Origin of the sequence: Nocardioides sp. Soil796, from assembly GCF_001429525.1 — a bacterium.
In the GTDB taxonomy this organism is placed as follows: Bacteria; Actinomycetota; Actinomycetes; order Propionibacteriales; family Nocardioidaceae; genus Nocardioides.
Genome location: NZ_LMSQ01000015.1, coordinates 1 through 26,766, shown reverse-complemented (window position 1 = coordinate 26,766; position 26,766 = coordinate 1). Strand labels below are relative to the sequence as shown.

At 70.2% G+C, this 26,766-nt stretch carries 25 protein-coding genes; 14 read left to right on the top strand and 11 right to left on the bottom strand.

Annotated elements, in window-relative coordinates:
- Positions 1-24 precede the first annotated feature (24 nt).
- A complete protein-coding gene (locus ASH02_RS05660) occupies positions 25-345 on the bottom strand; it encodes a DUF4873 domain-containing protein (RefSeq protein ID WP_056675366.1) in 321 nt (106 codons plus the stop codon).
- Positions 342-1,034 (bottom strand): TetR/AcrR family transcriptional regulator, encoded by a 693-nt coding sequence (locus ASH02_RS05655; RefSeq protein ID WP_056675369.1) that lies wholly within the window; start codon positions 1,032-1,034, stop codon positions 342-344. The genes ASH02_RS05660 and ASH02_RS05655 overlap by 4 nt, the downstream gene beginning before the upstream one ends.
- An 82-nt stretch (positions 1,035-1,116) precedes the next feature.
- Between ASH02_RS05655 and ASH02_RS05650 the strand changes: the two genes are divergently transcribed.
- Together ASH02_RS05650 and ASH02_RS05645 are read left to right on the top strand one after the other, a co-directional pair.
- Positions 1,117-1,992, top strand: a complete 876-nt coding sequence (locus ASH02_RS05650) for an AurF N-oxygenase family protein (RefSeq protein WP_056679020.1) — start codon at positions 1,117-1,119, stop codon at positions 1,990-1,992.
- A gap of 174 nt (positions 1,993-2,166) precedes the next feature.
- A complete protein-coding gene (locus ASH02_RS05645; protein ID WP_056675374.1) occupies positions 2,167-3,600 on the top strand; it encodes a glycosyltransferase family 39 protein in 1,434 nt (477 codons plus the stop codon).
- A 10-nt stretch (positions 3,601-3,610) separates the two neighbouring features.
- On the opposite strand, the gene ASH02_RS05640 is transcribed toward ASH02_RS05645, so the two are convergent.
- Both ASH02_RS05640 and ASH02_RS05635 read right to left on the bottom strand, forming a co-directional pair.
- Positions 3,611-4,240 (bottom strand): hypothetical protein, encoded by a 630-nt coding sequence (locus tag ASH02_RS05640; protein ID WP_056675376.1) that lies wholly within the window; start codon positions 4,238-4,240, stop codon positions 3,611-3,613.
- Entirely contained in the window at positions 4,237-4,989 is a 753-nt protein-coding gene (locus ASH02_RS05635) for a hypothetical protein (protein WP_056675379.1), read from the bottom strand. The genes ASH02_RS05640 and ASH02_RS05635 overlap by 4 nt, the downstream gene beginning before the upstream one ends.
- A gap of 37 nt (positions 4,990-5,026) precedes the next feature.
- Between ASH02_RS05635 and ASH02_RS05630 the strand changes: the two genes are divergently transcribed.
- A complete protein-coding gene (locus ASH02_RS05630) occupies positions 5,027-5,563 on the top strand; it encodes a DUF1697 domain-containing protein (RefSeq protein WP_056675382.1) in 537 nt (178 codons plus the stop codon).
- A 114-nt stretch (positions 5,564-5,677) separates the two neighbouring features.
- Positions 5,678-6,940 carry a calcium-binding protein gene (locus ASH02_RS05625; RefSeq protein WP_056675386.1) on the top strand — a complete coding sequence of 421 codons (1,263 nt, stop codon included), beginning with the start codon at positions 5,678-5,680 and terminating at the stop codon, positions 6,938-6,940.
- Here the strand turns inward: ASH02_RS05625 and ASH02_RS05620 are convergent.
- The gene (locus tag ASH02_RS05620; RefSeq protein WP_056675389.1) at positions 6,933-8,165 is read right to left on the bottom strand and encodes an MFS transporter; all 1,233 of its coding nucleotides are present in this window, start codon (positions 8,163-8,165) and stop codon (positions 6,933-6,935) included. The two genes, ASH02_RS05625 and ASH02_RS05620, sit on opposite strands and share 8 nt — an antisense overlap.
- A complete protein-coding gene (locus tag ASH02_RS05615) occupies positions 8,162-8,728 on the bottom strand; it encodes an ArsR/SmtB family transcription factor (protein ID WP_082563460.1) in 567 nt (188 codons plus the stop codon). Before ASH02_RS05615 ends, ASH02_RS05620 begins: the two co-directional genes overlap by 4 nt.
- Positions 8,729-8,914: 186 nt before the next feature.
- Here ASH02_RS05615 and ASH02_RS05610 point away from each other — a divergent pair, with 186 nt between their 5' ends.
- The gene (locus ASH02_RS05610; protein ID WP_056675392.1) at positions 8,915-9,697 is read left to right on the top strand and encodes an enoyl-CoA hydratase; all 783 of its coding nucleotides are present in this window, start codon (positions 8,915-8,917) and stop codon (positions 9,695-9,697) included.
- A gap of 20 nt (positions 9,698-9,717) precedes the next feature.
- On the opposite strand, the gene ASH02_RS05605 is transcribed toward ASH02_RS05610, so the two are convergent.
- A complete protein-coding gene (locus ASH02_RS05605) occupies positions 9,718-10,293 on the bottom strand; it encodes a nicotinamidase (protein ID WP_056675395.1) in 576 nt (191 codons plus the stop codon).
- Between the two features lie 76 nt (positions 10,294-10,369).
- Here ASH02_RS05605 and ASH02_RS05600 point away from each other — a divergent pair, with 76 nt between their 5' ends.
- On the top strand, positions 10,370-11,404 hold the full coding sequence (locus ASH02_RS05600) for a helix-turn-helix domain-containing protein (RefSeq protein ID WP_056679024.1): 1,035 nt from the start codon (positions 10,370-10,372) through the stop codon (positions 11,402-11,404).
- Here the strand turns inward: ASH02_RS05600 and ASH02_RS05595 are convergent.
- Both ASH02_RS05595 and ASH02_RS05590 read right to left on the bottom strand, forming a co-directional pair.
- On the bottom strand, positions 11,397-15,140 hold the full coding sequence (locus ASH02_RS05595) for a S8 family peptidase (RefSeq protein WP_056675398.1): 3,744 nt from the start codon (positions 15,138-15,140) through the stop codon (positions 11,397-11,399). The genes ASH02_RS05600 and ASH02_RS05595 overlap by 8 nt on opposite strands.
- A 134-nt stretch (positions 15,141-15,274) precedes the next feature.
- Positions 15,275-16,594, bottom strand: coding sequence for a nicotinate phosphoribosyltransferase (locus ASH02_RS05590; protein WP_056675402.1), 1,320 nt, complete (start codon positions 16,592-16,594; stop codon positions 15,275-15,277).
- Positions 16,595-16,611: 17 nt separating this feature from the next.
- Between ASH02_RS05590 and clpS the strand changes: the two genes are divergently transcribed.
- Both clpS and ASH02_RS05580 read left to right on the top strand, forming a co-directional pair.
- The gene (clpS, locus tag ASH02_RS05585; RefSeq protein WP_056675405.1) at positions 16,612-16,917 is read left to right on the top strand and encodes an ATP-dependent Clp protease adapter ClpS; all 306 of its coding nucleotides are present in this window, start codon (positions 16,612-16,614) and stop codon (positions 16,915-16,917) included.
- Positions 16,914-17,498: a DUF2017 domain-containing protein gene (locus ASH02_RS05580; protein WP_056675408.1), complete on the top strand. Its 585-nt coding sequence runs from the start codon at positions 16,914-16,916 to the stop codon at positions 17,496-17,498. The genes clpS and ASH02_RS05580 overlap by 4 nt, the downstream gene beginning before the upstream one ends.
- A 91-nt stretch (positions 17,499-17,589) precedes the next feature.
- Here ASH02_RS05580 and gdhA read toward each other — a convergent pair whose 3' ends face one another.
- On the bottom strand, positions 17,590-18,936 hold the full coding sequence (gdhA, locus tag ASH02_RS05575; protein ID WP_057294413.1) for an NADP-specific glutamate dehydrogenase: 1,347 nt from the start codon (positions 18,934-18,936) through the stop codon (positions 17,590-17,592).
- A 96-nt stretch (positions 18,937-19,032) separates the two neighbouring features.
- Here gdhA and ASH02_RS05570 point away from each other — a divergent pair, with 96 nt between their 5' ends.
- From ASH02_RS05570 to ASH02_RS05555, 4 genes are all read left to right on the top strand, one after another.
- On the top strand, positions 19,033-19,473 hold the full coding sequence (locus tag ASH02_RS05570; protein ID WP_056675414.1) for a Mov34/MPN/PAD-1 family protein: 441 nt from the start codon (positions 19,033-19,035) through the stop codon (positions 19,471-19,473).
- Between the two features lie 16 nt (positions 19,474-19,489).
- On the top strand, positions 19,490-19,762 hold the full coding sequence (locus ASH02_RS05565; RefSeq protein WP_056675417.1) for a MoaD/ThiS family protein: 273 nt from the start codon (positions 19,490-19,492) through the stop codon (positions 19,760-19,762).
- Positions 19,759-20,709: a PLP-dependent cysteine synthase family protein gene (locus ASH02_RS05560; protein WP_056675419.1), complete on the top strand. Its 951-nt coding sequence runs from the start codon at positions 19,759-19,761 to the stop codon at positions 20,707-20,709. The genes ASH02_RS05565 and ASH02_RS05560 overlap by 4 nt, the downstream gene beginning before the upstream one ends.
- Positions 20,710-20,771: 62 nt before the next feature.
- Positions 20,772-23,894: a DUF3604 domain-containing protein gene (locus ASH02_RS05555; RefSeq protein ID WP_156393474.1), complete on the top strand. Its 3,123-nt coding sequence runs from the start codon at positions 20,772-20,774 to the stop codon at positions 23,892-23,894.
- Here the strand turns inward: ASH02_RS05555 and ASH02_RS05550 are convergent.
- Positions 23,891-24,967: an alkaline phosphatase family protein gene (locus ASH02_RS05550; protein WP_056675426.1), complete on the bottom strand. Its 1,077-nt coding sequence runs from the start codon at positions 24,965-24,967 to the stop codon at positions 23,891-23,893. The two genes, ASH02_RS05555 and ASH02_RS05550, sit on opposite strands and share 4 nt — an antisense overlap.
- A 93-nt stretch (positions 24,968-25,060) precedes the next feature.
- Between ASH02_RS05550 and murI the strand changes: the two genes are divergently transcribed.
- A complete protein-coding gene (murI, locus tag ASH02_RS05545) occupies positions 25,061-25,861 on the top strand; it encodes a glutamate racemase (protein WP_056675429.1) in 801 nt (266 codons plus the stop codon).
- Complete coding sequence (locus tag ASH02_RS05540; RefSeq protein ID WP_056675432.1) at positions 25,858-26,616, top strand: MBL fold metallo-hydrolase; 759 nt, start codon at positions 25,858-25,860, stop codon at positions 26,614-26,616. The genes murI and ASH02_RS05540 overlap by 4 nt, the downstream gene beginning before the upstream one ends.
- Positions 26,617-26,766: the final 150 nt, after the last annotated feature.

Genomic DNA, 26,766 nt, shown 5'->3' with positions numbered 1-26,766 from the left:
TCCGGCCGTCGTGGAGTGACTTCCTCAGCCGGCGGGCGAGGTGGCGGCCGGGAAGGGCGGCCGACCGGTGCCGGTGACGCGGAACCTGCCCCAGGGATCGACGTCACTGAGGCGGGCCGGGGCGGTGAGATCGCCCGCGCGGACTGCCACGTTCGCTCCGCCGCGGCAGGTCTCTGACAGTGCGACGTTGGGAGCGATCCGTCCGTACCAGTGGAAGTGGCCGTCGATGGGCTGGAACGATCCGCGCAGCGTGACCTCGACCGGGATCTCGGTCTCCTCGGTGATCACCGTCGCGGCCCCGGACCACTCGTCGAGCTCGTAGGGGTCGTGTTCGCGGACCGTCATGTGCGTCGTCCCTTCGTGATCGGGGTCGGCCTCTTCGAGGGTGTGTCGAGTGCGGTGAGCGGGACGCCGTACTCCTGGGAGATGCCCTCGAACGCATGCCACACGAAGGCGGTCAGGTAGCGCGCGACGGCTTCGCGCGACATCGTCTCGCGAGTCAGCCACCACTCGCCGGTGCTGAGTCCGAGGCCGACCAGTCCGTGCGACCACGGCTCGGCGCCCGCCGCGTCGACGCCGAGGTGGCGCAGGGTGTCGCCGAGGATCCGCGCGAAGGTCGTGGCGATGCGCTGCTTGCCGTCGGCCAGGGGGTCGTTGCCGTCGCTGCGGTGGCGCACGAGGAGCAGGAACACCTGCGGGTGCTCGGCGATCGTGGACAGGTAGCCGTCGACGCCGCGCGCCACCTTGTCGCGGATCGGGGCGTCGGTGAGGAGCGCCGGGACGATCCGGTCGAGCACCTGCTGGGCCGCCCAGCTGCCGACCTCGGCGTGCAGCTCGGCCTTGTCGGAGAAGTAGCGGTAGAGGACGGGCTTGCTGACCCCGGCCTCCTCGGCGATCGCGGCGATGCCCACATCGGGCCCGTGTCGGTCGATCGAGGCCACTGCGGCTGCCACGAAGTCGGCACGTCGCTGGTCTCGGTGGGCGTCCCATCGGGTGGTGCGGCCGTCGGCGGATCCCTTGACTGGTCGGGTCATGTGAGTCACTCTAGCCTTAGTGTTACTCGAAGTTACAGTTAAACGTCGTGCCAATGTCGAAAGGACCTCGCTCGTGGCCCTCATGGATCCGCTCTCCGACCGCCTCCTGAAGTCGTCGGCCCGTCAGTCCTACGACCCCGAGGTCGACATCGACTGGGACGCGCCGCCGGTGCCCGGCCTGCACTGGATGCAGCCCGAGCGCACCTCCCTCTACGGCACCGACCTGTGGGACGGTCTGACCCCGGAGCAGCAGATCGAGCTGACCAAGCACGAGGTGGCCTCGATCGCCAGCGTGGGCTTGTGGTTCGAGATCCTGCTGATGGAGATCCTGCTCCGCGACGTCTATCGCAGCGACCCGCGCACCGGCCGCACGCACTACGCGCTGACCGAGATCGCCGACGAGTGCCGCCACTCCACCATGTTCGGCAAGGCGATCGGCACATTCGGCGCCCCGGCCTACGGGCCCAGGCCGCACATCCACAAGCTGGCGCGGGTCTTCCCGCCGATCGCGCGTGGCGCCGCGGCGTACGCCTCGATCCTGATCGGCGAGGAGCCGGTCGACCGCTGGCAGCGCGACATGATGAAGGACGAGCGCATCCAGCCCCTGGTCCGCATGGTCTCGCGCATCCACGTGCTCGAGGAGGCCCGCCACGTCACCTTCGCCCGGGAGGAGCTGGAGAAGTCGGTGGCGACGATGTCGCGCGCCGAGCGCCTCTGGGCGCAGACCCTCACCGCGCAAGGTGCCTTCATCATGATGCGTTCGCTGGTGCACCCCGACGTCTACAAGGCGGTCGGCATCGACCCGCAGCTCGGACGGCGTACGGCGTTGGGCAACCCGAACTACCGCGCCACGATCGCGTGGATGGGCGAGAAGGTCATGCCCTACCTCGAGGAGCAGGGCATGGTCGGCGGCGGCGCGAACCGCAAGGCATGGCGGGCGTCCTTCCTGCTGACCTAATGGGCATCACCGGAGGTTCGTCGTGTGTCTCGCACCCTGTGCACGCACCTCGCGGCGTTGTCGGAGACTCGACGGGGCTCCGCCCCGCCATCGCTCCTCCGCCTTGCGATGCACGCACCCAGGGCACGGGCCACCCCCGACGAACCTCCGGCGATACCCACTAATGTGATCGGCATGCGCCTGCGCGGGGACTGGTACGCCGCGGGCGCCGTCGCGCTCGTGTTGTCCGTGTTCAGCGGTGGCTACGGCTATCACCGCGACGAGTTGTACTTCCGGATGCTTCCTCCGGACACCGGGTACGTCGACCAGCCGCCACTGACCCCGTTCCTGGCCCGGCTGACCCGCGACCTGATCGCCGACCAGCAGTGGGCGCTGCGCATTCCGGCGACGGTGTGCGTGGCCGCCTCGGTGCTGGTGATCGCCGCGATCACGCGCGAGCTCGGCGGCAGCCGGCGGGCACAGGCCCTTGCGGCGTGGGGCTACGGATTCGCCGCCGCCACGTTGATGATCGGGCACCTGCTGGTCACCTCGACCGTCGACCTCCTGCTCTGGCCCGCGCTGGTGTGGACGGTGCTGCGAGCCATGCGTTCCCCGCGCTGGTGGCTGGTGACCGGTGTGCTCGGCGGGCTGTCGACGTACAACCGCTGGCTGGTGGTGGTGCTCGCCGCCGGCCTGGTGCTCGGCCTCCTGCTCGTGGGGCCGCGTCGGGTGTGGCGGCGTCCCGAGCTGTGGGGCGGAGTCGGGTTGGCACTGTTGGTGGCCGCGCCCAACCTGGTCTTCCAGGCGACCCACGACTGGCCGCAGCTCGCGATGGGCGAGGCGCTGGCCGACAACAACGCCGACGAGGTGCGCACCCAGGTCTGGCTGATGCTGGCCTTGCTTCTCGGGGTGCCCCTGCTGCCGATCTGGGTGGCCGGGTTCGTGTCGCTGGTGCGGCGTCCCGACTGGCCCGAGCATCGCTGGCTGGCGGTCGCCTTCGTCGTGCTGGTCGCCTTCACGTGGGGCAGCGGCGCACAGGTGCACTACCTGATGGGGCTGCTGCCGGTGATGTTCGCCGCCGGCTGTGTGCCGGTCGCCGACTGGACCGTGTGGCACCGCGGCCGCACGGCCCTCGTGGCGGGCGGGGTGGCCCTCAACGCAGCGGTGGCTCTGGTGCTCGCCCTGCCCCTGGTGCCGGTGGATGCGGTGGGTGACACCCCGATCCCCGACGTCAGCCCGCTGGTCGGTGACACCGTCGGCTGGCCCGAGTACGTCGCGCAGGTGGCCCGCGCGCACGAACAGGCCGGCGGCGGCGACGTGCCGATCATCACCTCGAACTACGGCGAGGTGGGGGCGGTGGACCGTTTCGGCGCCGACCTGCCCGCGCCGTACAGCGGCCAGAACGAGCTCTGGTACGTAGCACGCCCGCCGGACGATGCTGACACGATCGTGATGGTCGGCGCCCAACTGGCGTCGATCGAACGTCACTTCACGTCGTGCGAGGTCGTCGCGCGTCTGGACAGCGGCGAGGGCGTCGACAACGAGGAGCAGGGCGAGCCGATCGCCATCTGCACCGGACCGCTCACCCCGTGGCGCGACCTGTGGGCGGAGTTCCGGCACCTCGACTGACGTCTGCCGACTACTGCCAGATCCACGAGCGCACGCCGCGCGCCCAGTCGCGACAGGCGGCAGCCGTGCGCGACACGGCGCGGCCCACCGCACGGGCGACCACGCCGACGGCCTTCACCACCGGGCGGAACGGCCAGTAGAGGACGAGGGCCACCCGGGTCACGCCCCTCCAGAGGTGGCCGGCCACCCGGGCCAGCCATCGCCAGCACGCCGCCGCCATGCCCGCCGCGATGGTGAGCACCGGACGGAGCCGTCGCCAGACCCAGAGGCATCCCGCGGCGACACCGCGCCCCAGCCAGGCGATCAGGCCGAGGACCGCGTCCGCGATCCACACGAACGGAAACAGCACGATGAGCAGCACGGGTCGCAGCACCCGGCGCCACACCCAGCCCAGGCCTGTGGCCAGCACCCCGCCAAGAGCGCACAACCCGCGCCACAGTTGGGCACACGCCCAGCGGACCGGGAAGAGCAGCCACCAGACGAAGCGGCCGATCGCCGCGAACAGCGCGCCGAACGCCCGGGCGATGCCGCGACCGATCCAGCAGAGCAGGTCCCAGAGCATCACGAACGGCACGAACGGGAGCGCGACGATTCGCTGCACGGTGGAACGGGTGGTCGACGGCGGGGGCTGATGGTTCACGCGGGTCGTGATGCCCCGTCATGGGCAAGGAGAAACTCGCGCAGCGCGGTGAGGTCGTCGGCGATGATCTGGTCGACCCCGGCGGACAGCAATTCGGGCCACATGTGCTGGTTGGTGCCCCAGAACCTGGCGCTGCGACCGGTCCGGTGGATCTCGCTGACCACGCGCCGCAAGCCTTCCCGTTCGCCGGACGGGATGCGCCCGCGCCCGTCCCAGTCGAAGAGCTTGCCGAACTTGGCGCTGATCGTGGTGGTCACCGCGGACAGCCCGTCGACGAGGTCTCCCGGCCTGCCGTCGCGGGTCGCGTAGCGCACCTGCTGCGAGGCCATCAGCACCGGATCGGTGTGGCCGCTGACCACGACCGTGACGGGTCCGCTGAGGCGGCCGTCGTTGCGGTGCTGGGTGAAGAGGTCAGCGCGGCGGGCCAAGGCATTGTGGATCGCAAGGTACGACGACCGTGCTTCGCTCTTGACATCGATCAACAGGGTCAGCGGCCAGTCCGGCCAGACGTGCCCGCGGTCTTCGACCAGTGCCCCGAGCGGTTCGAGGTAGAGGGACTCGAAGGTGCGGTCGGGGAGAAGGTCCTTCGTGCCGTGGCCGACCAGCAGCCGACCGCCCTCGAGGAACACGTCGACCTCGATCGCCGTGAAGCCGTGGGCGAGGGCGTCGAACAGCGGTCGCTCGCGGGCGTAGTCGTTGTGCGCGAACGCACGCCGCAGCGGCGACCCGATCTCCACCTCGTCCGGCATGACACGCAGGGTAGCGACTGTCGCTAACCTCGACGCCATGCCGTCGTACGTCGCCTTCCTGCGCGCGATCAACCTGGGTGCCAACCGCAAGTTCCCCAAGGACGCCATCAAGGCTGCCGTCGAGGGCGCCGGCTTCACCGACGTGGAGACGCACATCAACACCGGCAACGTCAGGCTGACGACCGCGATGCGGTCGACCGCGAAGATCGAGGTCGCCCTCGAGGACGCGTTCCTCGCCGACCGTGGCTTCGAGGTGCCGACCATGGTGTTCACCACCGCGGAGTTCGCGCAGATCGGGCGCGACGCCGAGGAGCTGCACGCGCCCGAGCTGAGCCGCCACTACGTCTACCTGCTCAAGGAGCCGCTCACCGCCGACGCAATGGCGACCATCGACGGGCTGGCCCGCGACGGGCACCGCGCCGTGGTGCGCGGCCGGGCCTGCCACCTGCTGATGGGGGAGGGCTACCGGGAGGGCACGGTCGACCCGATGAACGTGGCCAGGCACCTGGGCGTGGCCACGAACCGCAACTACAACGTGGTGACCACGCTGGCCGCGAAGTGGTGCGCGTCGTGACCTCCTGAGATTTCCCGAGCCGGCCGGCAACCTTTCGGTGCCGGGCTGCGTCCATGTCTGTAGGGCCACCGGCGCGGTCGGTGCCGCACGTCCGGACGACTCGGGGGAACGAACATGGGACTCAACCTGGCCACGCGCATGTGCATCGCCGGAGGCGTGGCGCTCACGGGCGCGTTCGTCGTACCCCTGGCCGCGCCGGCGACGGCGGCGCCGCACACCTGCCACGGTCTGCGGGCCACCATCGTCGGCACACCCGGCAACGACACGATCAACGGCACCCGGCACCGGGACGTGATCGTGGGCCTGGCCGGACACGACGTCATCAACGGCGGCGCTGGTGACGACGTGATCTGTGGCGACGTCGGCGCCGACCGGCTCGACGGTGGTGCCGGCAACGACAGGCTGTACGGCGGGCAGGGTGCGGTCATCGACGACTACGACGACGTCGAGGGCCCGCTGCCCAACGACGTGCTGCGCGGCGGCCCCGGCGACGACGTGCTCCAGCCCGGCACGTCCACGACGTACAACCTCGACAAGCGGATCACCTACAGCACCTCGGCCACCGCGATCCGGGCCAACCTGGCCACCGGCGTGGTCACCGGCGAGGGGCGTGACCGGGTGCCGACGACAGGACGGTTCGAGTTCTTCGCCTCGCCGCACGACGACGTCGTGCAGGGCAGTGGTCGGAACGACAAGATCTGGGGCGGATCGGGCGACGACGTGATCCGCGCGGGCGCCGGCGACGACTCCCTCGGTGACGGCACCTACAACCAGCTCCAGCGGGCCGATCGTGACCTCCTCGACGGGCAGGGCGGCAACGACTCCCTGATGGGCAGCAAGGGTCACGACACGCTGCTCGGCGGTGACGGCAACGACTACCTCGACGACCACGGGGCCGGAGTCGACCGCCTCCTCGGTGGAGCCGGCAACGACGAGATCTGGGACGTCTTCTCCCGCGGCACCAGCCAGGAGGTCGACGGCGGGCCGGGGAAGAACCTGCTGACCTTCGAGTGGACGAAGCCGGGTGCCGGCGACCCGGCGTACACCCGCCTGGTGATGAACCTGGCCACCGGCGCGAGCAACTTCGTGGGCGAGGGCGCCTTCACCGTGCGCAACGTGACCGACGTGCAGGCGTTCCTGCTCAGTCGTGGTTCATGGACGGTCACCGGCACCGCCGCGGCCGAGCGGTTCCGGGCGGGACGGTCGCTGCGGCTGATCGCGCGCGGCGGTGGGGGTGATGACGTCCTCGAGGGCGGTGCGCTCGACGACGTGATCAGCGGCGGGGCCGGTCGTGACCGGGCCTACGTGGGCCCGGGCAGGGACACCTGCACCTCCGTGGAACGCGTCACCGGACCGGCCTGCGAGATCGTCAGCTGACCTTCTCGAGCTGGACCCGCTCCAGGTCACGCACCGACTTCGAGGTCAACGTGACCAAGGCCACCGCGGCGTACACGATCGCGCTGAAAACTAGCACGTCGCGGTAGCCGAACCAGCTCCCGAGTGGGCCGTAGACCAGCTGGCCCAGGGGCATCGCGACGAACGAGCCCAGTGCGTCGTACGAATAGGCGCGCGAAAGAACAGCCTCGTCGATGTTCTCCTGCATGGCCAGGCTCCAGCCGATCCCGAAGACCTCCATGCCGGCGCCTGCGATGAACGTCGCGCCAATCAGCGGGAGCAGGTGCGGGTCGACCCCGAGCATCAGCAGCGGTACGGCGAAGCAGGTCATGCCGAGCATGCCGGCGCGCAGGGGGAACCTGAGCGAGACGCGCAGCATGACCACGGTCATCAGCAGGAGCCCGATGGCTTCGGCGGAGACCGCGTAGCCCCAGCCCTTCTCGCCGATCGTGGCCTTGGCGACGACCGGTCCGAGGGTGAACCAGGCGCCGGCGTGGATCGCGTTCAGGATGCCGAAGGCGAGCACGATGACCCACAGCCAGGTGTGGCCGGTGAACACCGACCAGCCCTCCTTGAGCTCACGGATCATGTTCGGTGCGGCGTCGCCGGAGCGGTCGCGCTGGGGGATGTGCAGCCGGGTCAGGCACAGTGAGGCGATCAGCCAGGTCAGTGCATCGACGGCCAGTGCCCAGCCCGAGCCGACGGTCACCACGAGCAGGGCGGCGATCGACGGGCCGATGATGGCCAGGCCGCCGCGCGTCATCGAGAGCAGCACGTTGGCCGGCTGGAGCTGGTTGCGTGGCACGAGCTGGGGTACGACGCTCGCCATCGCCGGGAAGCTGGCTGCCGCGACGGTGCCGTTGATCGCCTCGAGCACGATCAGCTGCCACAGCTCGGCGTTGCCGGAGATGACCAGCCAGGCCACGATGCCCTGCGTCAGTGCGGCGACGAGGTTGGAGACCTGCATGACCAGGGCCCGGTCGATGCGGTCGGCGATCACCCCGCCGATCAGCAGGAACAGCACCAGCGGGATGCTGCGTGCGGCCAGCACCTGGCCCAGCGCGCTGGCGGTGTTGCTGACGTCGAGCACGGCGAAGGCCAGCGCGATCGGTGCCATCATCGAGCCGGTGGTGCTGATGAAGCGGGCCGCGAAGTACCAGCGGAAGTTCGTCTCGCGCAGGGGGGCGAAGGAGGCGCTCCAGCTCATCGCACGTCCTCCCCGGTCGTGTCCTGCGTGGTCTTGTCCTCCATCAGGAAGGCCAGTGACGTGAGGTTGGCGTGCAGCGTGCCGGGCGTGCGCGGCGGCTGGGCCGCGGAGTGCATCAGCGACGAGGCTGCCTCGACGTGCTGCATCACCTGCTCCCACACCTCGGGCTCGACCCACATCTCGGCGTCCGAGAGCAACGTCCTGGTGCCGCTCCTGCGCTGGCCGAACCGGCGTACCAGTTCCTCGGCGACGGCCCGGATGTACATCTGCGGGTCGTCTTCGGTGGGTTCCACACCGGATCCGTCGGGACGGGCCTCGTGCTGCCACGGGTGGCGATAGCGCTTGGCGATGCCGCCGCGGATCTTCTCCTCGCCGGCCACCACGATCTCGCCGGCGTCGACCAGGACGCGCAGGTGGTAGCTGGCGTTGGCATGGGTCAGGTCCATCTCACGGGCCACCTCGGCGGCACTCATGTCGGTGCTGGTCAGCAGGGACAGCATCTGCAACCGGACCGGGTGGGCGATCGCCCGCAGGGCCGAGACCGGCGTCTTCTCGTCGCTCATGTCGACTCACTCTCAAAGGGTTCTTGGGGAGTGTGTCGCAGGTCGCCCTCGACTGTCAAGCACTTGTTGGGGAGTTGTTGGAAATCAAGAACTGCCGGCTCGCGCATCAAGGATTGCCGGTTGGCGACGCAAGACTTGCCGGCTCGCGCATCAAGCATTGCCGGTTCGTGGGACTAGGTTGCGGGGATGACGAACCAGGTTCCGGGGCTGCAGGTGACCGAGTCCGACGGCGTGCTGACGATCCGGTTCGACCGGCCGGAGGCGCTGAACGCCTTCACCGGCGAGATGGTGGTCGGCACGGCCGGGCTGCTCAACGAGGCGAGCGTGCGTGACGACGTACGCGTGGTGCTGCTGACCGGCACGGCCGGTGCGTTCAGCACCGGGGCCGACATCGCGGGGGAGAACGCCCACGAGGGGTTCGACGTGCGCGCCCTCGACGCGGCCAACCTGCTGATCCGCGCCGTCGTGCAGTGCGACAAGCCCGTCGTGGCCGGGGTCAACGGCATCGCCGCCGGCGTCGGGCTCTCGGTGGCCCTGGCCTGCGACCTGGCCGTGTGCGCCGAGTCGGCCGCGTTCCTGCTGGCGTTCGCGCGCGTCGGCCTGATGCCGGACGGCGGCTCGTCGGCCACCGTGGCCGCCTCGATCGGCCGGGCCCGGGCGATGCGTCTGGCCCTGCTCGCCGAACCGCTCCCGGGCCGCGAGGCGTACGACGCCGGGCTGGTCTCCCACGTCTTCCCCGACAGCGAGTACGCCGACGGGCTGGCCGGCATCGTCAAGCGGTTGCGCCACGGTGCCCCGCTGGCCCAGGCCGCGACGAAGCGGGCCGTCAACGCCGCGACACTCGCGCAGCTCGAGGCGTCACTGGAGAACGAGCGCACCACGCAGACGATGCTGTTGCGCACGGCCGACGTGGCCGAGGGCATGCGCGCGTTCGGCGAGAAGCGTCACCCGCACTTCACGGGCGAGTGAGGGTCGACCGACGTTGACGATCAGCCGACGTTGACGCCGGCCTCGCGCATCTCGGCCAGGGCCCGCTCGGTCGACTCCGGCGCCACACCCGCACAGAGGTGGGGGAGCAGGCGCACCGTGAAGCCCTCGGCCGCCGCGTCGAGGGCGGTGGCCCGCACGCAGTGGTCGGTGGCGAGGCCGCACACGTCGACCTCGGTCACCTCGTGCTCACGGAGCCAGCCGACCAGCCCGTGACCGTTGGCGTCGCGACCCTCGAACCCGGAGTAGGCCGCGACGTACTCGCCCTTGAGGAAGATCGCGTCGAACGGCTGTGGGTCGAGGTTGGGGTGGAACGCCTCGCCGTCGGTGCCGACCTTGCAGTGCACCGGCCACGAGTCGACGAAGTCGGGGTCGTCGGACCAGTGCGCGCCGGGGTCGATGTGATGGTCCTTGGTGGCCACCACGTGGTCGTAGTCGGGGGCGTCGGGACCCCGGGCGCTCCACAGGTGGAGGAGCTCGGCGACGTCGTGGGCCACCTGGGCCCCGCCGGCCACGGCCAGGGAACCGCCCTCGCAGAAGTCGTTCTGGACGTCGACGACGATCAGTGCGCGCTTCATGGACCGAGGGTAGTGCGCACGGCATGCCTCGGGCCACCGGGTGCGGTGGGTGAGCCTGATCGGCGACAATGGATCGATGTCGTTGCAAGCGGCGGGCCTCGGGCCCGCGCAGGAGAATGCCTACCGGCTGCTGGTGCGGGTCGGTGAGGCGCCGGCCGCCCACGTGGCCGAGGTGCTCGGCCTGGCCGAGACCGAGGTGCGAACACTGCTCGAGGACCTGCAGTCCGTCGGACTGGTCACCTCCGTCGGAGGTGAGCCGCGCCGCTACGCACCGACCCCGCCGGACGTGGGCTTCGCACCGTTGCTCCGCAGCGGCATGGACGCGCTGGACCGGGCCCGCATCACGGTCAACGAGCTGACCGAGGAGCACCGGGCGTCGATCCGCCGCCGCGACGCCAACCAGCTCGTGGAGGTGATCAGCGGCACCGACGCGATCCGCCAGCAGCTGCGCAACCTGCAGCTGTCGACCCGCTCGGAGATGCTGTGGTTCTGTCGCGCCGGCGTGGTGGCGATGCCTTCGGCAGACAACGACGAGGAGTTCGCGATGCTGGCCCGCGGCGTCAGCTACCGGGTGATCTACGAGCAGGCGCTCCTCGAGGAGGCCGGGATGCTCGACAGCCTCGCCCAGGGTGTCCGGGCCGGCGAGGTGGCGCGGGCCGCGCCGTCCCTGCCGGTGCGGATGGCGATCTCCGACCGCTCGATCGCCCTGTGCCCGTTGGTGCCGGGTCGCGACGGGGTCAGCGAGCCGACGGCGGCACTGGTGCGCGACAGCAACCTGCTGACCGCGTTGCTGGCGCTCTTCGACAGCTACTGGTCGGGGTCCTCGCCGCTGCTGGCGCCGCCCGAGCCCGGCGAGACAGCCCTCGTCGAGGCCTCCCCGACCGACCCTTTGGCGGACGAGACCCGGGCCCTGCTCTCGCTCCTGGTCGCCGGGGTGAGCGACAAGGCGATCGCGACCCGGCTCGGGATGAGCGTGCGCACCGTGCAGCGCCGGATCAGTGAGGTGATGACGCTGACCCACGCCCAGACCCGGATGCAGCTCGCCTGGCAGATCTCTCGCCGTGGCTGGCTCGATGACCCCGGGTCCGGGGACGTGGGTCCGCTCAGCTGATCCCGTAGGCCCGCATCACGGTCTGCTCGATGCTGTTGCCGTCGGCGTCCTTCGCGTGCACCCGCAGCGAGACGTGGTCGGCCGTGCGTGAGTGCCTGAGCAGCGTGCGCCAGCCGTCCTTGCCCCACTTGAGGAGGCCGAGCCGCTGCCAGGTCGCGCCGTCGTCGTACGACACCCAGGCTCGTACGTCGGCCAGGCGAGCGAGGTGCGGAGCGTCCACCCGCCCGATCGAGAGCTTCAGGGCCCCGATGCTGCCTGCCCTGACCTCGTGGTCGAGCCCTGCCGGAGTGTCGTAGTCGACCTGCAGCAGCGGTAGTTCAGTCGATCCCGAACCCGGCCGCTCCGAGTGGAACCTCCAGGTCGTGTCCGTGCGGGTCGAGAACTCCCAGGTGGTGTCCTTGGTGCGTTCGACCGCGAGGTCGAGACGGTAGTCCGCCGGCCGCTGACCGACGTCGTAGCTTCCCCAGGCCTGGTCGTCGGAGGCAATCAGCAGCTCGTTCTCGTACAGGTGCATGGTGGTCTCCGAGGCCTTGGCGCGGTCGTACGTCGTACCGCCGTTGCCGGCGAGCTCGGCGACCTTGAGCTCGAGGGCGTCGCCGGTGCGGGTCGGACGGTTGCCGGCCGGCACCGCCGGGCGGACCACCGGGCCGAACCAGTCGTAGGTGACCTTCTCGCCGGGCCGATAGGTCCTGATCCCGTGGACCGCGCCGGTCGTGATCGGGTTCATCGTGTCCCAGCTGTAGAAGTGCAGGACGTGCTGGCGCCAGAGCGTGTCGGCCGCGCCGCTCGAGATCGTCTCGGTGCGCTGCTGCGGGGTGTGCAGGTCGCGCTGCGACTCGATGATCGTGTAGGCCTGCCACGGACGCCACGCGAAGCGCTGCTCCTTGGCCCAGGGCTCCCCGCCCATCTCGGCGTAGCGCGCGGTGACCGTCGCGCTGTTCCTGCGGGTCACCTCGTGGACCACCTGGTCGGGGACCCGGCCGTCGGAGACCTGCACCACGTCGTAGGTGTAACGACTGTCCTCGACGCCCGAGACGCGCAGGTCGACCCGCCCCTGGGCCATGCGGTCGGTGAGCAGGTCACGTTCCTTCGGCGAGAGCACCAGCACGGGCAGCGCCAGACGGGTGCCCCGGCCGGTGAACTTCGTCCACCACTGGGTGCCTTCCTTCGGCGCGATCAGCAGCATCGCCACGCCGGCGTCGACCGCCGCCTTGACGTCCTGGCTGCCCTTGCCTGCCGGGTGGACCAGGGCGATCTTGCCGGCGACGTCGAGGCCGGCGTAGTCGGCGGCCTTGCCAGCCCCGGCTTCGACCACCTCGAGCTGCCGGCTCCCGGTGACGGTCGGGGAGTAGCGCTCCAGGGCCGGCAGCAGGGTCAGCGGCTTGCGCCCCACGGTGGTCGCGGTGACCATCGGCTCGGCCAGCTGCCAGCGCGAGGTGAACTCGAACTCGCCGCCCTTGGCGTGCTCGGTCGGGGTCACCCAGATCGAGCGGGTGTCGTCGAACTTCTGCACACTGTGCGTGATCGTGCGCCCGGCGATCTTCCGGTACGCCGAGTAGCCCAGGTTGCCGCGGGGCGTGGTCGGGAGCGGTGTGCGGACCTGCACCCTCGTCGCCTTGCGGGCATCGAGCACGACCTCCATGTCGCCGGTCACCTCGAGGTCGGGATCGATGATCGCGACCCCGGAGTTCTCGTCGTCGACGTCCGGAGTGACCATCGCGCTGAGGAAGTAGTCCCCCTCGCCCACCTCGACGGTCACCTCGCGGTCCTTCCAGACGTGCACGAGCGTGTCGAAGCGCGGGTCCTCACCGGTGAGCACCACCGGTGTCGCAGTGATCGACTCGCCGTCGAAGCCCACCGCCCGGAAGGTGACCTCGTGGGTGGGTGCGGCCTTCACCGCACCGATCGTCGTGTGCACGACGACGTCGCCACTTGTCGCGACCAGCTGGCCGGCGTACCGTCCGCGCTCGAGCTTCGTGGGGTCGAGGGTGAGGGTGACCTCCGCGGTGCCGCCGGCCGGCACGACCACGGTGTCGCTGGCCAGGGCCAGCGAGCCCTCGGCGGGCGCGTCGCCGCCGAGGTCGGTGACGTCGAGATCGAGGTCGAGGGTGACCTCTGTGTCCCCGGTGTTGGTCCAGGTGATCTGTCGGGTCACGGCGTCGGTCTGGCCGTCGCTGATGTCGCCGAGGTTGACCGTGCCGGTTCCGTGCACCGCCTGGGTGACCGCGCGCGCCACGTCGACCCGGCCACCGCCCTGCTCGTGCTCGGTGAGATCACCCGGGAGGGCAGTGCTGATCAGGGCGTCCTTGAGCTGCTCACCGGTCCAGTCCGGGTGCTGCTGCGCGAGCAGTACGGCGGCGCCGGCGACGTGTGGTGCGGCCATCGAGGTGCCGCTCGCCCTGGTGTAGAGGGCGTCGACCGGGGTGCCCATCGACGTACCGGAGGCGCGGGCGGCGACGATGTCGACACCGGGTGCGGTGAGGTCGGGCTTGATGGCGAGGTCCCCGAGGCGGGGGCCGCGGCTGGAGAAGTCCGCCAGCGACTCGTCACGATCCACCGCGCCGACCGTGAGCGACGCGTCAGCGCTGCCGGGGGTGCCGATCGTGGAGGCGCCCGGGCCGTCGTTACCGGCGGAGACCACGAACAGGGAGTCGCTGCTCGCGCTGAGCTCGTTCACCGCCTGGCTGAGCGGGTCGGTGCCGTCGGTGGGGCCTCCGCCGAGGCTCATGTTGACCACGTCGGCGTCGGCCGCGACGGCCCACTCCATCGCCTCGATGATGTCGGACTCGTATCCGTTGCCGGTGTCGTCGAGCACCTTGCCGGACAGGATGTCCGAGCCCGGCGCGACACCCTTGCGCTGGCCGTCGGAACCGTCACCGCTGCCGCCGATCGTGGCGGCGACATGGGTGCCGTGGCCGAAGCGGTCGGCCACGGTGGCACTGTCGGAGAAGTTGCGTGACTCGCTCACCCGCCCGGCCAGGTCGGGGTGCTCGGTGTCGACGCCGGTGTCCAGCACGGCGACCTTGACGCCCGCGCCGTCGAAGCCGGCCTCCCAGGCGGTCGGGGCACCGATCTGCGCCACGCTGCGGTCCAGATCGGCGCGGACCCGGCCGTCGAGCCACAGCTTCCGCACGCCGGCCGCCATCCGGGCCGTTCCCGGTTGCGTCAGGGAGGTCCAGAAGTCTGCGGCCTCGTCCTTGCGGACCTCCATCACCCGCCCGTCGACGCTCTCCAGCGTGGCGCCCTGGTCCGCGCCGTCCAGCGTGGACAGTCCGCGCATGGTGCCGGAGGTGGTCGCGATCAGGGGCAGCGTGTCGGCCGCCGCGTCGTCGTACCCGTCGGCGAGCAACAGGTCGATGTTGAACAGGTCGTCGTCGAGGCGGCCGGCAGCGAGCAGCGGTACGGCGTCGCCGGGCAGCACGTGCAGCTCTCCGTCGATCTCCAGCTGGTGGAAGTCGACACCGTCCCGGCCCGCGGCGGGTTCGATGACGACCGAGCTGTGGCCGCCGGTCTCGTCGCGGACGTGCACCCGGTCGCCGGTGACCAGGGTGACCGTGTCGTCGGCACCGCGGCCGGGACCAGCGGCGGCCCCGGCCGGGCCGGGGGCGGCTCCGCCCGGGGAGCCGGTGGCCGGGCCCGTGGTCAGGCCTGAGGTCAGTCCGGCGACGACCAGGCCCAGGCCGGTCAGCGCAGCCAGTCGACGGACGCGGGTGGAGGAGGAACGGCGGTGCGGCATGCCAGGGAGTCCTTCGTTTACCAGGGAGCTCGGGGAGCTCGTCTGTCTGCACTCTCCCTGCGTGGCGGCACCCGTGTCAGCGGTCGCGGGTGCCGCAGTTGCGACATGGCGCAACCGCGACAACCCGCGCGGGTTCAGCCGCCGATGTGCTGGGTCTCCAGGACCGGCTCACCCTTGCTGAGCATCTGGGCCGGCAACGGCAGCTCGGCCATCGACGAGGCATGGCGTTCGCGAGCCTGCGCCAGCGTCTCGCGGCCCACGATCTCGCCACCGCTGACCAGCGGCACCAGGAGGGGACGGTCGTTGCCGTCGTTCTCCGGCGGCTCGCCGATGCCGACCACCTCGGCCTGCGCCCGGCCGTCGGGGCCGAGCCGGCGCAGGGCGAACTTGCGACCGCCGATCGAGATCTTGTCCTTGCTCTTCTTCGCCACCGACACCATCTCGCCGTCGTCGCCCTCGCGCGCGACCAGCTTGTAGACGAAGCCACAGGTCGGGTGTCCGCTGCCGGTGACCAGCTGCGTGCCCACGCCGTACCCGTCGACGGGTGCCGCGGCGAGCCCGGCGATGGCGTACTCGTCGAGGTCGCTGGTGACGATGATGCGGGTCTGCGTCGCGCCGAGCTCGTCGAGCTGCTTGCGCACCTGGTGGGCCAGCACGCCGAGGTCGCCGGAGTCGAGGCGTACGGCGCCCAGCTCGGTGCCGGCCAGCTCGACACCCAGGCGTACCGCCTCCTCGACGTCGTAGGTGTCGACCAGCAGGGACGTGCCCTTGCCGAGCGACGCGATCTGCGCGCGGAACGCGTCCTCCTCGGTGTCGTGCAGGAGCGTGAAGCTGTGTGCGGAGGTGCCCGCGGTCGGCACGCCGTACCGCTCCCGGGCTGCAAGGTTGGAGGTGGTCTCGAAACCGGCGATGTAGGCCGCACGCGCGCATGCCGCGGCGGCCTCCTCGTGCGTGCGTCGAGAGCCCATCTCGATGCACGGGCGCCCCTGGGCGGCCATCGTCATGCGCGAGGCCGCACCGGCGATCGCCGCGTCGTGGTTGTAGATCGAGAGCAGCACCGTCTCGAGGACGACGGCCTCCGCGAACGTCGACTCGACCACGACGAGGGGGGAGTAGGGGAAGTAGGCCTCGCCCTCGGCGTAGCCCCAGATGTCGCCGGAGAAGCGGTAGTCGGCCAGCCAGTCGAGGGTGGGGCCGTCGACCACGTGGCCCTCGCGCAGCACACCGAGGACGTGGTCGTCGAAGCGGAAGCGCTCGATCGCGTCGAGGGCCCGGCCGACCCCCGCGACCACGCCGTACCGGCGTCCCTCGGGAAGCCGTCTCGGGAAGAGCTCGAACACGGAGCGGCGATCGGCCGTGCCCGCGGCCAGGGCGGCCTGGAGCATCGTGAGCTCGTAGTGGTCGGTCAGCAGGGCGGTCGAAGAGGCGCCGGATGAGTCGGTCACGCAGGACACTGTGCCACGATGTAGCCGTGTCAACAGCGAGCCCCGCACATGCGGATCCCGACGTCGAGGAGACGGTCACTCCCGACGAGATCACGTTCCTGGCCAAGCCGTGGGTGACGATCGTGTGGAACGACCCGGTCAACCTGATGTCCTACGTGACCTACGTGTTCGGCAAGTACTTCGGCTACGACCGGAAGAAGGCCGAGAAGCTCATGCTCGAGGTGCACGAGGACGGCCGGTCCGTGGTCTCGACCGGTACCCGCGAAGAGATGGAGCGCGACGTGCAGGCCATGCACGAGTACGGCCTGTGGGCCACGATGGAGAAGGCATGAGCGGGTTCGCCCGGCACCGCAAGAGCCGCAGCATCATCGCCAACTTCACCGGGTTCGAGGCGGAGCTGTTGCGCTCGCTGGCTGCCCAGCTCGTCGAGCTGCTGCGCAACGAGGCCGCCGTACCCTCCGAGACGACGGACCCGTTCGAGGCGATGATGGACTTCTCCGGCCCGACGAACGAGCCCGAGGACCCGGTGCTGGCCAGGTTGTTCCCGTCGGCGTACGCCGAGGACGAGGAGGCCTCCGCCGAGTTCCGCCGGTTCACCGAGGGGGCCCTGCGTGACGGCAAGTCGGCGGCCGCGATCGCGATCATCGACGGTCTCGAGGAGGCCGGCCTGCCCCAGGAGCTGACCGAGGACGGCCTGCACTTCGACGTCGAGCTCGACGAGCCGACCGCCGAGACGTGGATGCGCTCGTTCACCGACCTGCGGCTCGCGTTGGCCACCCGTCTCGGTGTCGAGGACGGCGACGAGGCCTACTGGCACAGCCTCCCCGACGACGATCCCGAGGCGCAGGCCCACGACATCTACGAGTGGGTCGGCTATCTGCAGGAGACCCTGGTCGAAGCCCTGATGGACTGACCGGGCGTCAAGAATCCCCGGTTCGCGCATCAAGAATCCCCGGTTCGCGCATCAAGAACACGCGGTTCGCGCATCAAGAACACACGGTTCGTCAGATGACGCCGTGGGCCAGCATCGCGTCGGCGACCTGGATGAAGCTCGAGATGTTGGCGCCGGCCACGTAGTTGCCGGGCTGGCCGTAGTGGTCGGCGGCCTCGGCACAGCGGGCGTGCAGGTCGACCATGATCTGCTCGAGCCGCTGCTCGGTGTGGTCGAAGTGCCACGAGTCGCGGGAGGCGTTCTGCTGCATCTCGAGCGCGCTGGTCGCGACACCACCGGCATTCGCGGCCTTGCCCGGGGCGAACAGCACGTCGTTCTCGACGAGCACCGCCACCGCGTCCGGCGTGCACGGCATGTTGGCACCCTCGGCGACGGCGAGCACGCCGCCGGCGACCAGGGCCTTCGCGTGGTCGGCGGTGAGCTCGTTCTGGGTCGCGCAGGGGAGTGCGATCTCGCAGGGCACCTCCCACACCGAGCCGTCCGCGTGGTGCGTGGCGTTCGGGCGCTGGTCGGCGTAGTCGGTGAGGCGGCCGCGGTCCACCTCCTTGACCTGCTTGAGCAGGTCGAGGTCGAGGCCGTCCTCGTCGACGACGTAGCCGCCGGAGTCGGAGCACGCCACGACGTGGGCACCCAGCTGCTGCGCCTTCTGGGCGGCGTAGATCGCCACGTTGCCCGAGCCCGAGACGATCACGCGGCGGCCGGAGAGCTCGAGCCCGCGGGTGGCGAGCATCTCGCGGGCGAAGATCACGGTGCCGTAGCCCGTGGCCTCGGTGCGCACCTGCGAGCCGCCGTACGCCAGGCCCTTGCCGGTGAGCACGCCGGACTCGTAGCGGTTGGTGATCCGCTTGTACTGCCCGAACAGGTAGCCGATCTCGCGGCCGCCCACGCCGATGTCGCCGGCGGGGACGTCGGTGTACTCGCCGATGTGGCGGTAGAGCTCGGTCATCAGGGACTGGCAGAAGCGCATGACCTCCGCGTCGCTGCGGCCCTTCGGGTCGAAGTCGGAACCGCCCTTCCCGCCGCCGATCGGCAGCCCGGTCAGGGCGTTCTTGAAGATCTGCTCGAAGCCGAGGAACTTCACGATGCCGAGGTTGACCGTCGGGTGGAAGCGCAGGCCACCCTTGAACGGTCCGAGCGCGGAGTTGAACTCGACGCGGAAGCCGCGGTTGATGTGGATGTCGCCGGAGTCGTCGGTCCACGGCACCCGGAACATCAGCTGGCGCTCGGGCTCGCAGAGGCGCTCGATGATGCGGCCCTCGACGTACTGCGGGTGGGCCCTGACGACCGGGTTGAGGCACTCGAGCACCTCGCGGACCGCCTGGTGGAACTCGGACTCTCCCGGGTTGCGGGCGAGAACGGTCTGCAGGGCGGTGTCCAGGGTCGGGTCGAGTTCAGCCATGGCCGCAGGTTACGTGGCGTTGTGAGGTTGTGAGGTCGCGTCTCAGGGCCGGGCTCCGGTCGAGGCGGCTTCGCCGCTTCACCTACCCTTGGGACCGTGTTGACCATTGACCAGGCGACGTACGACGCGATCGTCGCGCACGCGAAGCGGGACCACCCTGACGAGGCCTGCGGCATCGTCGCCGGGCCCGAGGGCAGTGACCGTCCCGTGCGGTTCATCGAGATGGTCAACGCCGCGGGCAGTCCGACGTTCTACGAGTTCGACTCCACCGAGCTTCTCGCGCTCTACAAGGAGATGTGGGACAACGACGAGGAACCCGTCGTCGTCTACCACTCGCACACCGCCACCGAGGCCTACCCGAGCCGCACCGACATCGGGCTGGCGAGTGAGCCGAACGCCCACTACGTGCTCGTGTCGACACGCGAGCACGGGAATAACGACGGTCCCGTGGAGTTCAGGTCCTACAGAATCATCGACGGTGAGGTGACCGAAGAAGAGGTCACCGTCACCACCACCGAAACAAGGCATCCCGCCTGATGAGGAGACTTGGCTGATGGCCATCGAAGTTCGGATCCCCACCATCCTGCGCACCTACACCAACGGTGAGAAGGCCGTGAACGCCGAGGGCGCCACGCTCTCCGCGCTCATCGCCGACCTCGAGGCCAACCACCCCGGCATCGGCGACCGCCTCCTCGACGACGGTGACCTGCGCCGCTTCGTCAACGTCTACGTCAACGACGAGGACGTCCGCTTCATCGGCGGGCTGGAGGCCACCCTCAACGACGGCGACCAGGTCGTCGTCCTGCCTGCCGTCGCCGGCGGATGACCCGCTTCGACAACCTCCTGGAGTCCGTCGGCGGCACGCCGCTGATCGGGCTCCCTCGGCTGTCCCCGAGCCCCGACGTCCGCATCTGGGCCAAGCTCGAGGACCGCAACCCGACCGGCTCGATCAAGGACCGCCCGGCCCTGAAGATGATCGAGCAGGCCGAGAAGGACGGGTCGCTCCGCCCCGGCTGCACGATCCTCGAGCCGACGTCGGGCAACACCGGCATCTCGCTGGCGATGGCCGCCAAGCTCAAGGGATACCGCCTGGTCTGCGTGATGCCCGAGAACACCTCCGAGGAGCGTCGCCTCCTGCTGCGCATGTGGGGCGCCGAGATCGTCTCCTCACCCGCGGCCGGCGGCTCCAACGAGGCGGTCCGGGTGGCCAAGCGGGTCGCCGAGGAGCACCCCGACTGGGTGATGCTCTACCAGTACGGCAACCCCGCCAACGCCCTCGCCCACGAGGAGGGCACCGGCCCCGAGATCCTGGCCGACCTCCCCGAGATCACCCACTTCGTCGCGGGCCTGGGCACCACCGGCACCCTGATGGGCGTCAGCCGCTTCTTCCGCTCCGCGAAGCCGGACGTGAGGATCGTCGCGGCCGAGCCGCGGTACGGCGAGCTGGTCTACGGACTGCGCAACCTCGACGAGGGCTTCGTCCCCGAGCTGTACGACGCGTCGCTGATCGACTCACGCTTCTCGGTCGGCCCGCGTGACGCCGTACGCCGGGTGCGCGAGCTGCTCGAGCTCGAGGGAATCTTCGCCGGCATCTCGACCGGCGCGATCCTGCACGCCGCCATCGGCCAGGCCGCCAAGGCGGTCAAGGCGGGGGAGTCGGCCGACATCGCGTTCGTCGTGGCCGACGCGGGCTGGAAGTACCTCTCCACCGGGGCCTACGAAGGCACGATCGACGAGGCCGAGGACCGCCTCGAGGGCCAGCTCTGGGCCTGAGCGGTCGACGGGTGCAGAATTCGACCTGACCACCCGGACACCGAGTGAGCGAGGTGCGGAACGTGTCGAGCGACGTCGGCCACGGACACGGGCACGGGCACAGCCACGCCGCGATGTGCGGCGGGCTCGACCACTCCGCCGGCGACTACACGCCGCAACAGCAGGCCGACCTCGACCTGGTCCTCGCCTTCAACCGGCGCATGGCCGACGCGATCAAGGCCAGCCTCGACACCCTCGAGACCGAGCGGTACCTCGACCCCGACCCGCTGCGCTACATGTGGGTCGACGAAGGGCAGGGACAGATCCCGAGGGTCATCGCCAAGGCGGGCGAGCTGCTGGCCAGTGCGCCGCAGATCACGGGGCACACCCGCCACGAGGTCGACGTCGTCGAGGGTTCACGACATGCCGCCCGTCCGACGCTCGCGACCGGAGCGGACGGCGCCAGCCTCACCGCCTGGATCGAGTGGATCCCCGACCGGGGTGACATCGTGCGCACCGTCTTCCGACAGGCCGGCGGTGGGACCCGTGAGGATGTCGTGTCCGCCGGGATCGTCGACGTCTTCCGGCCCACCGCAGTCATCGCGGACGACGGCGCACCGTGGGTGTTCTACGGTGCACGGGTCGACGGCCTGGTCGGGGTCTGGGCAACCACCATGGTCGGCGGCTCCTGGACCGACCCGAGCCTGGTCAGCGGCGCCGAGCAGCCTGCGTTCAACCAGGAAGTGGTCACCGACTCGCTCGGTCGGCTGCACCTGGTCTGGCAGGGCCGCAACGAGGACCGGTTCGGCATCTTCCACCGCACCCTCGAGAGCGGGTCCTGGTCGCCCGTCGATCTCGTGACCGACGGGGTCACGGCCAACGTCTGGGACCCGACCGTCGCCGCGTTCGACGACGGGTCGACGGCCCATGGCTGGTCGGAGTACCGCGACGGCGCCTACCGGGTCGTCGTACGGCGTCGTGACGCGGACGGGCGCCTCCACGAGACCGTCGATCTCACCTCCGGCGACGACTACGCCCTGCACCCGCACCTCGCGGTCACTGCGGACCAGCAGCTGTGGTGCGCCTTCGACGTGATCACCGTCTCCGGGCACGGGGGCAGCGGACCGACCAGGCTCCGGCCGGTCGACACACTGGACAGCCACCCCGGTCAGCTCGACGGCATGCGGGAACCCGGCGACAGCGTCCCGCCCGAGCTGCTGCCGGAGGTGGCCGCCTCGATCCGGGTCGTCAACGTCGCCGACGACGGGCTGCGCCAGCCACCCGGAGACCTCGCGCCCCGGCTCAACGTCGTTCCTGCGGGACTCCCGCGGCTCGTGCCGACCGATGACGGCGGCCTCACCGTGTGCTACCGGATCCACCGCCAGCTGCCCCTGATGACCTACTACTGGGAGGTTGCCAGCCAGGCCCTCACCGCCGTGGGTTGGTCGGTGCCCTCCACGCTCAACGACACCGACGGGCCGCTCGAAGAGGTCAGCGTCGCCGCCGTACCCGGCGGCGCGGTCATGGTCGCCCAGACCGACGCCCGGCTCGAGCGTGCGCTGCAGTGGACCGAAGGGTTCGGCGGCCGCGAATGCCCCTACCTGCTCGAGCACCACGGCTCGGTGATCTGGCACGGCATCCACGGGCTCGGCACGGTGGTCACCGCCCAGCTGGCCGCGGGCGGCCCGGTGCCGACCGCGGAGCGGCTCGCCGAGCTGGTGCCGGTCCGGCAGGTGCTCGTGGAGGACCTCCGCACCGAAGCGAGGCGCTGGGTCTCCGGGGTGCCGAAGGAGCGATACGTCACCTCGGTCGGCGACCGCGAGCTCACGCTCTACTGGGGTGACCTGCATCGGCACTCGTTGGTGAGCCGCTGCACCGCCGGCGACGAACCCTCGCTGGAGGACTTCTACCGCTACGCGTGGGACGTCTGCGACTACGACTTCTGGGCGGTGACCGACCACTCCGAGAACTCCAGCGACTACCAGTGGTGGTCGATCCAGAAGATCGCCGACCTGTTCCACATCCCCGGCCGATTCGTCCCGCTCTACGGCTTCGAGTGGACGTCGGCCGACTCGGGCCACCAAAACGTCATCTTCGGTGACGTCGAGCGGGGCGCACCGATCTTCTCCGCCTTCGCCGACGGCACCACCGACCCCGACGGGCTGTGGGCGGCGTTGGCAGAGCACCCGGAGTTCCCGGCGATCACGATTCCGCACCATCCCGGCGCGGCGATGGTCAACAACGACTGGGACTACCACGACCCGCGGTTCAGTCGGCTCGTCGAGGTCTTCCAGGCCTGCCGCGGCAACTACGAGTCCGACGGCTGCTTCCGTCAGTACGCCGACGGCACCCGTCAGGGCACCTTCGCGCTCGACGGCCTCAAGCGTGGCCACAAGTTCGGTCTGATCGCCTCCTCCGACCACGGCCACGGCGCCAGCTATGTCGGGGCCTTCTCCGGTTCGCTCCAGCGGGCCGACGTCTTCGAGGCGCTGCACGAGCGGCGTACCTTCGCGGCCACCACCCGCGACGTCCTCCTCGACGTCCGTATGGGTGAGACCTTCATGGGGGAGGAGGCGCCGGCCGGGGCCGAGCGCACCTTCACCATCCACGCCGAGGGCTACACCGATCTGGCCCGGATCGACATCATCCGCAACGGCGAGGTGGTCCATCAGGTCACACCAGACCTCGGTCTCCCCGACGGTTGGTTGACCGTCCCGCTCCGCGTGGAATGGGGTGGCGCCGACGTCACCACGACCTGGAGCGGCTCGGTGCAGGTCACCGACGGCGCCGTCGTCCAGACCTCGCACGTGGGTCCGGAGGTGACCGCGGTGACCGACACGAGCCTTCACTGGGAGGCCGAGACCCGCAGCTTCGGGGAGCCGTACGGCGCCCAGCGTGGCGGTGTCGAGGTCACCTTCGTGGGGCCGCCGACCGCCGTGATCCGCCTCGGCGTCCAGGGTCGCGGAGCGACGGTCGAGCTGGCGGCACTGCACGCGACGCTGGCCGAAGGGCGAGCCTGGGAGGTTCCGGGAGGTCCGGGCCACCTGCGGCTGCAGCCAGGCGTCGGTGGGTTGGCCTCGCTCGGTGCCCGCGAGGCCGACCTGACCTGGACCGACGACTTCGCGGACGATGCCTTCTACTACACGCGCGTCTTCCAGACCGACGGGGAGATGGCCTGGTCCTCGCCGATCTGGGCGTTGTCCTAGCGCGTGAGCAGGGCCTGGTCGAAGTTGAGCTCGCTGCCGGGTACCGGGCCGAGGTCGACCAGGCTGGTCGACAGGTTGGCCACGTCAGCGTTGCGGATCGGCTGCTTGGCGGCGGCGTACGTCGGTCGCGCGAAGCCGGGAGTGGCGAACGCCCGGTTCAGGTCGTAGAGCCGGGCGCCCCGCTTCACGCCGGCGCCCCAGACCACGAACGGCACCCGGTAGTTCGCGAACGACCTGATGTCGCTGTGCCCGTTGGGGCCCTCGCCACCGTGGTCGGCGGTGAGCACCACGGTGAGGTGCTCGAGCAGCTTCGGGTGGGTGTTGACCGTGTGGATGAGCTCGCCCAGGCGCTGGTCGGTGGCCTTGACCGCCTGCATGTAGGCGGGGGACATGAAGCCCTTCGCGTGGCCGACGTCGTCGGGGCGGGAGAGATGCAGGAACGTGAAGGCGCGCGGGTGCGCGACCAGGTCGGCACGCACCGACCGCACCAGCTCACGGTTGTCGAGGTTGACGGTGAACCGGTCGACGGCACCCGGCCACGACCGCTTGAAGATCGCGAACTTCTGCTTCGACGCGAACAGGGCGGTGCTGAGGTCGTGGTTGTGGAACACGCTGAACACCGACGCGACCGGGTGGCCGGCGGCCTGCTGGACGGTGCGGTGGTTGTCGTCGTTGAAGTCGACGCCGTGACCGCCACTCGACCGCGAGACGCGCCGTCCGGTGATCATGCCGGTGTGGTTCGGCAGGGTGAGCGTGCGCTCGAACTCGGTGCGCGCGTTGCTGGTCGCGGCGCCGTTCTCCATCATGCGGTGGAAGTTCGGCGTACCGGCCTTGCCCAACGTGTCGAGGGCCTCGGCGTTCAGGCCGTCGACGGAGATGGCCAGCACGTAGTGCGTGGGGTTGGTGGCGCGCCCGGCGGCGGCCCTCTGGGGCGCCTGGCGCAGCGCGATGGAGTCCCCGGAGTCGGCCGATCCGTTCGATCCGGCCGACTCGTGACCGGCACAGGCGGCCGTCGGGAGGAGCAGGAGCAGGGTCGTCGCAAGGGCGGTGCGGGCGTTCCGAGAGAAGAGCACGCCACGACCCTAACCCCCACGTGACCCGCGCCATTGGTGATGTGGATCGCCATTGGCAGCAATCGTCGGGGGATCCGTCTAGATTGTTCGATCATGGTGGAGCGACCCATAGGCATCTTCGACTCGGGCTTCGGCGGACTGACCGTTGCCCGCTCAGTGATCGACCAGTTGCCCCACGAATCGATCCTGTACGTCGGCGACACCGCACGCCAGCCCTACGGTCCCAAGCCGATCGGCGAGGTCCGCGAGTATGCGCTCGAATGCCTCGACCACCTCGTCGACCAGGGCGTGAAGGCACTGGTCATCGCCTGCAACAGCGCCAGCGCCGCGATGCTCCGCGACGCCCGCGAGCGCTACGACGTTCCCGTGGTCGAGGTGATCTACCCGGCCGCCCGCCGTGCCGTGGCGGCCAGCCGCACCGGCCGGATCGGCGTGATCTGCACCCGCGCCACGGCCGACTCGCTGGCCTACGACGACGCGTTCGCCGCCGCACCGCACGTCGAGCTGTTCACCCGCGCATGCCCGCAGTTCGTCGACTTCGTCGAGCAGGGCATCACCGCCGGCGACGACCTGATCTCTCACGCCCACGACTACCTCGACCCGCTGGTCTCCGAGGGCATCGACACGTTGATCCTCGGCTGCACCCACTACCCACTGCTCACCGGCGTCATCTCCTACGTGATGGGCGACCAGGTCACCCTGGTCAGCAGCGCCGAGGAGTGCGCAAAGGACGTCTACAAGCTGCTGGTCCGCAACAACCTGGTGCGCGCCTCGGGCGAGCCGACGTACCGCTTCGTGACCACCGGCAACCCCGGCGACTTCGAGACGATCGGTCGCCGGTTCCTCGGCCCGGAGCTGCACGTGGCCAGCCAGTTCGTGGGGGTGCGCGGATGAAGCTCACCGTCATCGGCTGCTCCGGCTCCTACCCGGGTCCTGACTCGCCGGCCAGCTGCTACCTGGTGGAAGAACAGTTCGAGGGTCGCACCTGGCGGATCCTGCTCGACCTCGGCAACGGCGCGCTCGGCGAGCTGCACAACCATGTCGACCCGCTGACCATCGACGCGGTCCTGCTCAGCCACCTGCACGCCGACCACTTCATGGACCTCTGCGGCTACTACGTGATGCGCAAGTACCACCCCCTCGGAGCCCAGCCGCAGATCCCGGTCTGGGGACCGGCCGGTACGGCGGACCGGCTGTCGGTCTCCTACGACCTGCCGCTCGACCCTGGCATGCACGAGGAGTTCGACTTCCGCGAGTACCCCACCACGTCTTTCGAGTTCGGGCCGTTCACCGTCCAGGCCGTGGAGGTCGTGCACCCGGTGCCGGCGTACTCCCTGCGCGTCACCAGCAACGACCGGCTGCTGGTCTACACCGGTGACTGCGGCCCGTGCGACGGACTCGACCGCGCCGCCGACGGTGCCGACCTGCTGCTCGCCGAGGCCGCGTTCTGCGACGGCGACGAGAACCCCGAGGACCTGCACCTCACCGGGGTCGAGGTCGCCGAGCTCGCCCAGCGCGCCGGCGCCGCCCACCTCGTGCTCACCCACATCCCGCCGTGGCACGACAAGCAGATCGCGTACGCCGAGGCGAAGTCGATCTGGGAGGGCCCGCTCGACCTGGCCCACACCGGCGCGACGTACGAGGTCTGAGCCGAACGACCGTCGCTCGCTGGCTGCGCGGCGCCGCCTGACCCGGATCGTGCACGTGCATGATCCGGGTCGCCCTTTCACCGGAATGTGTTATGTCGCAGGACATCGGTGACGATTCTGTATCAGCACATCGGTGACAGTGCGTGGCTG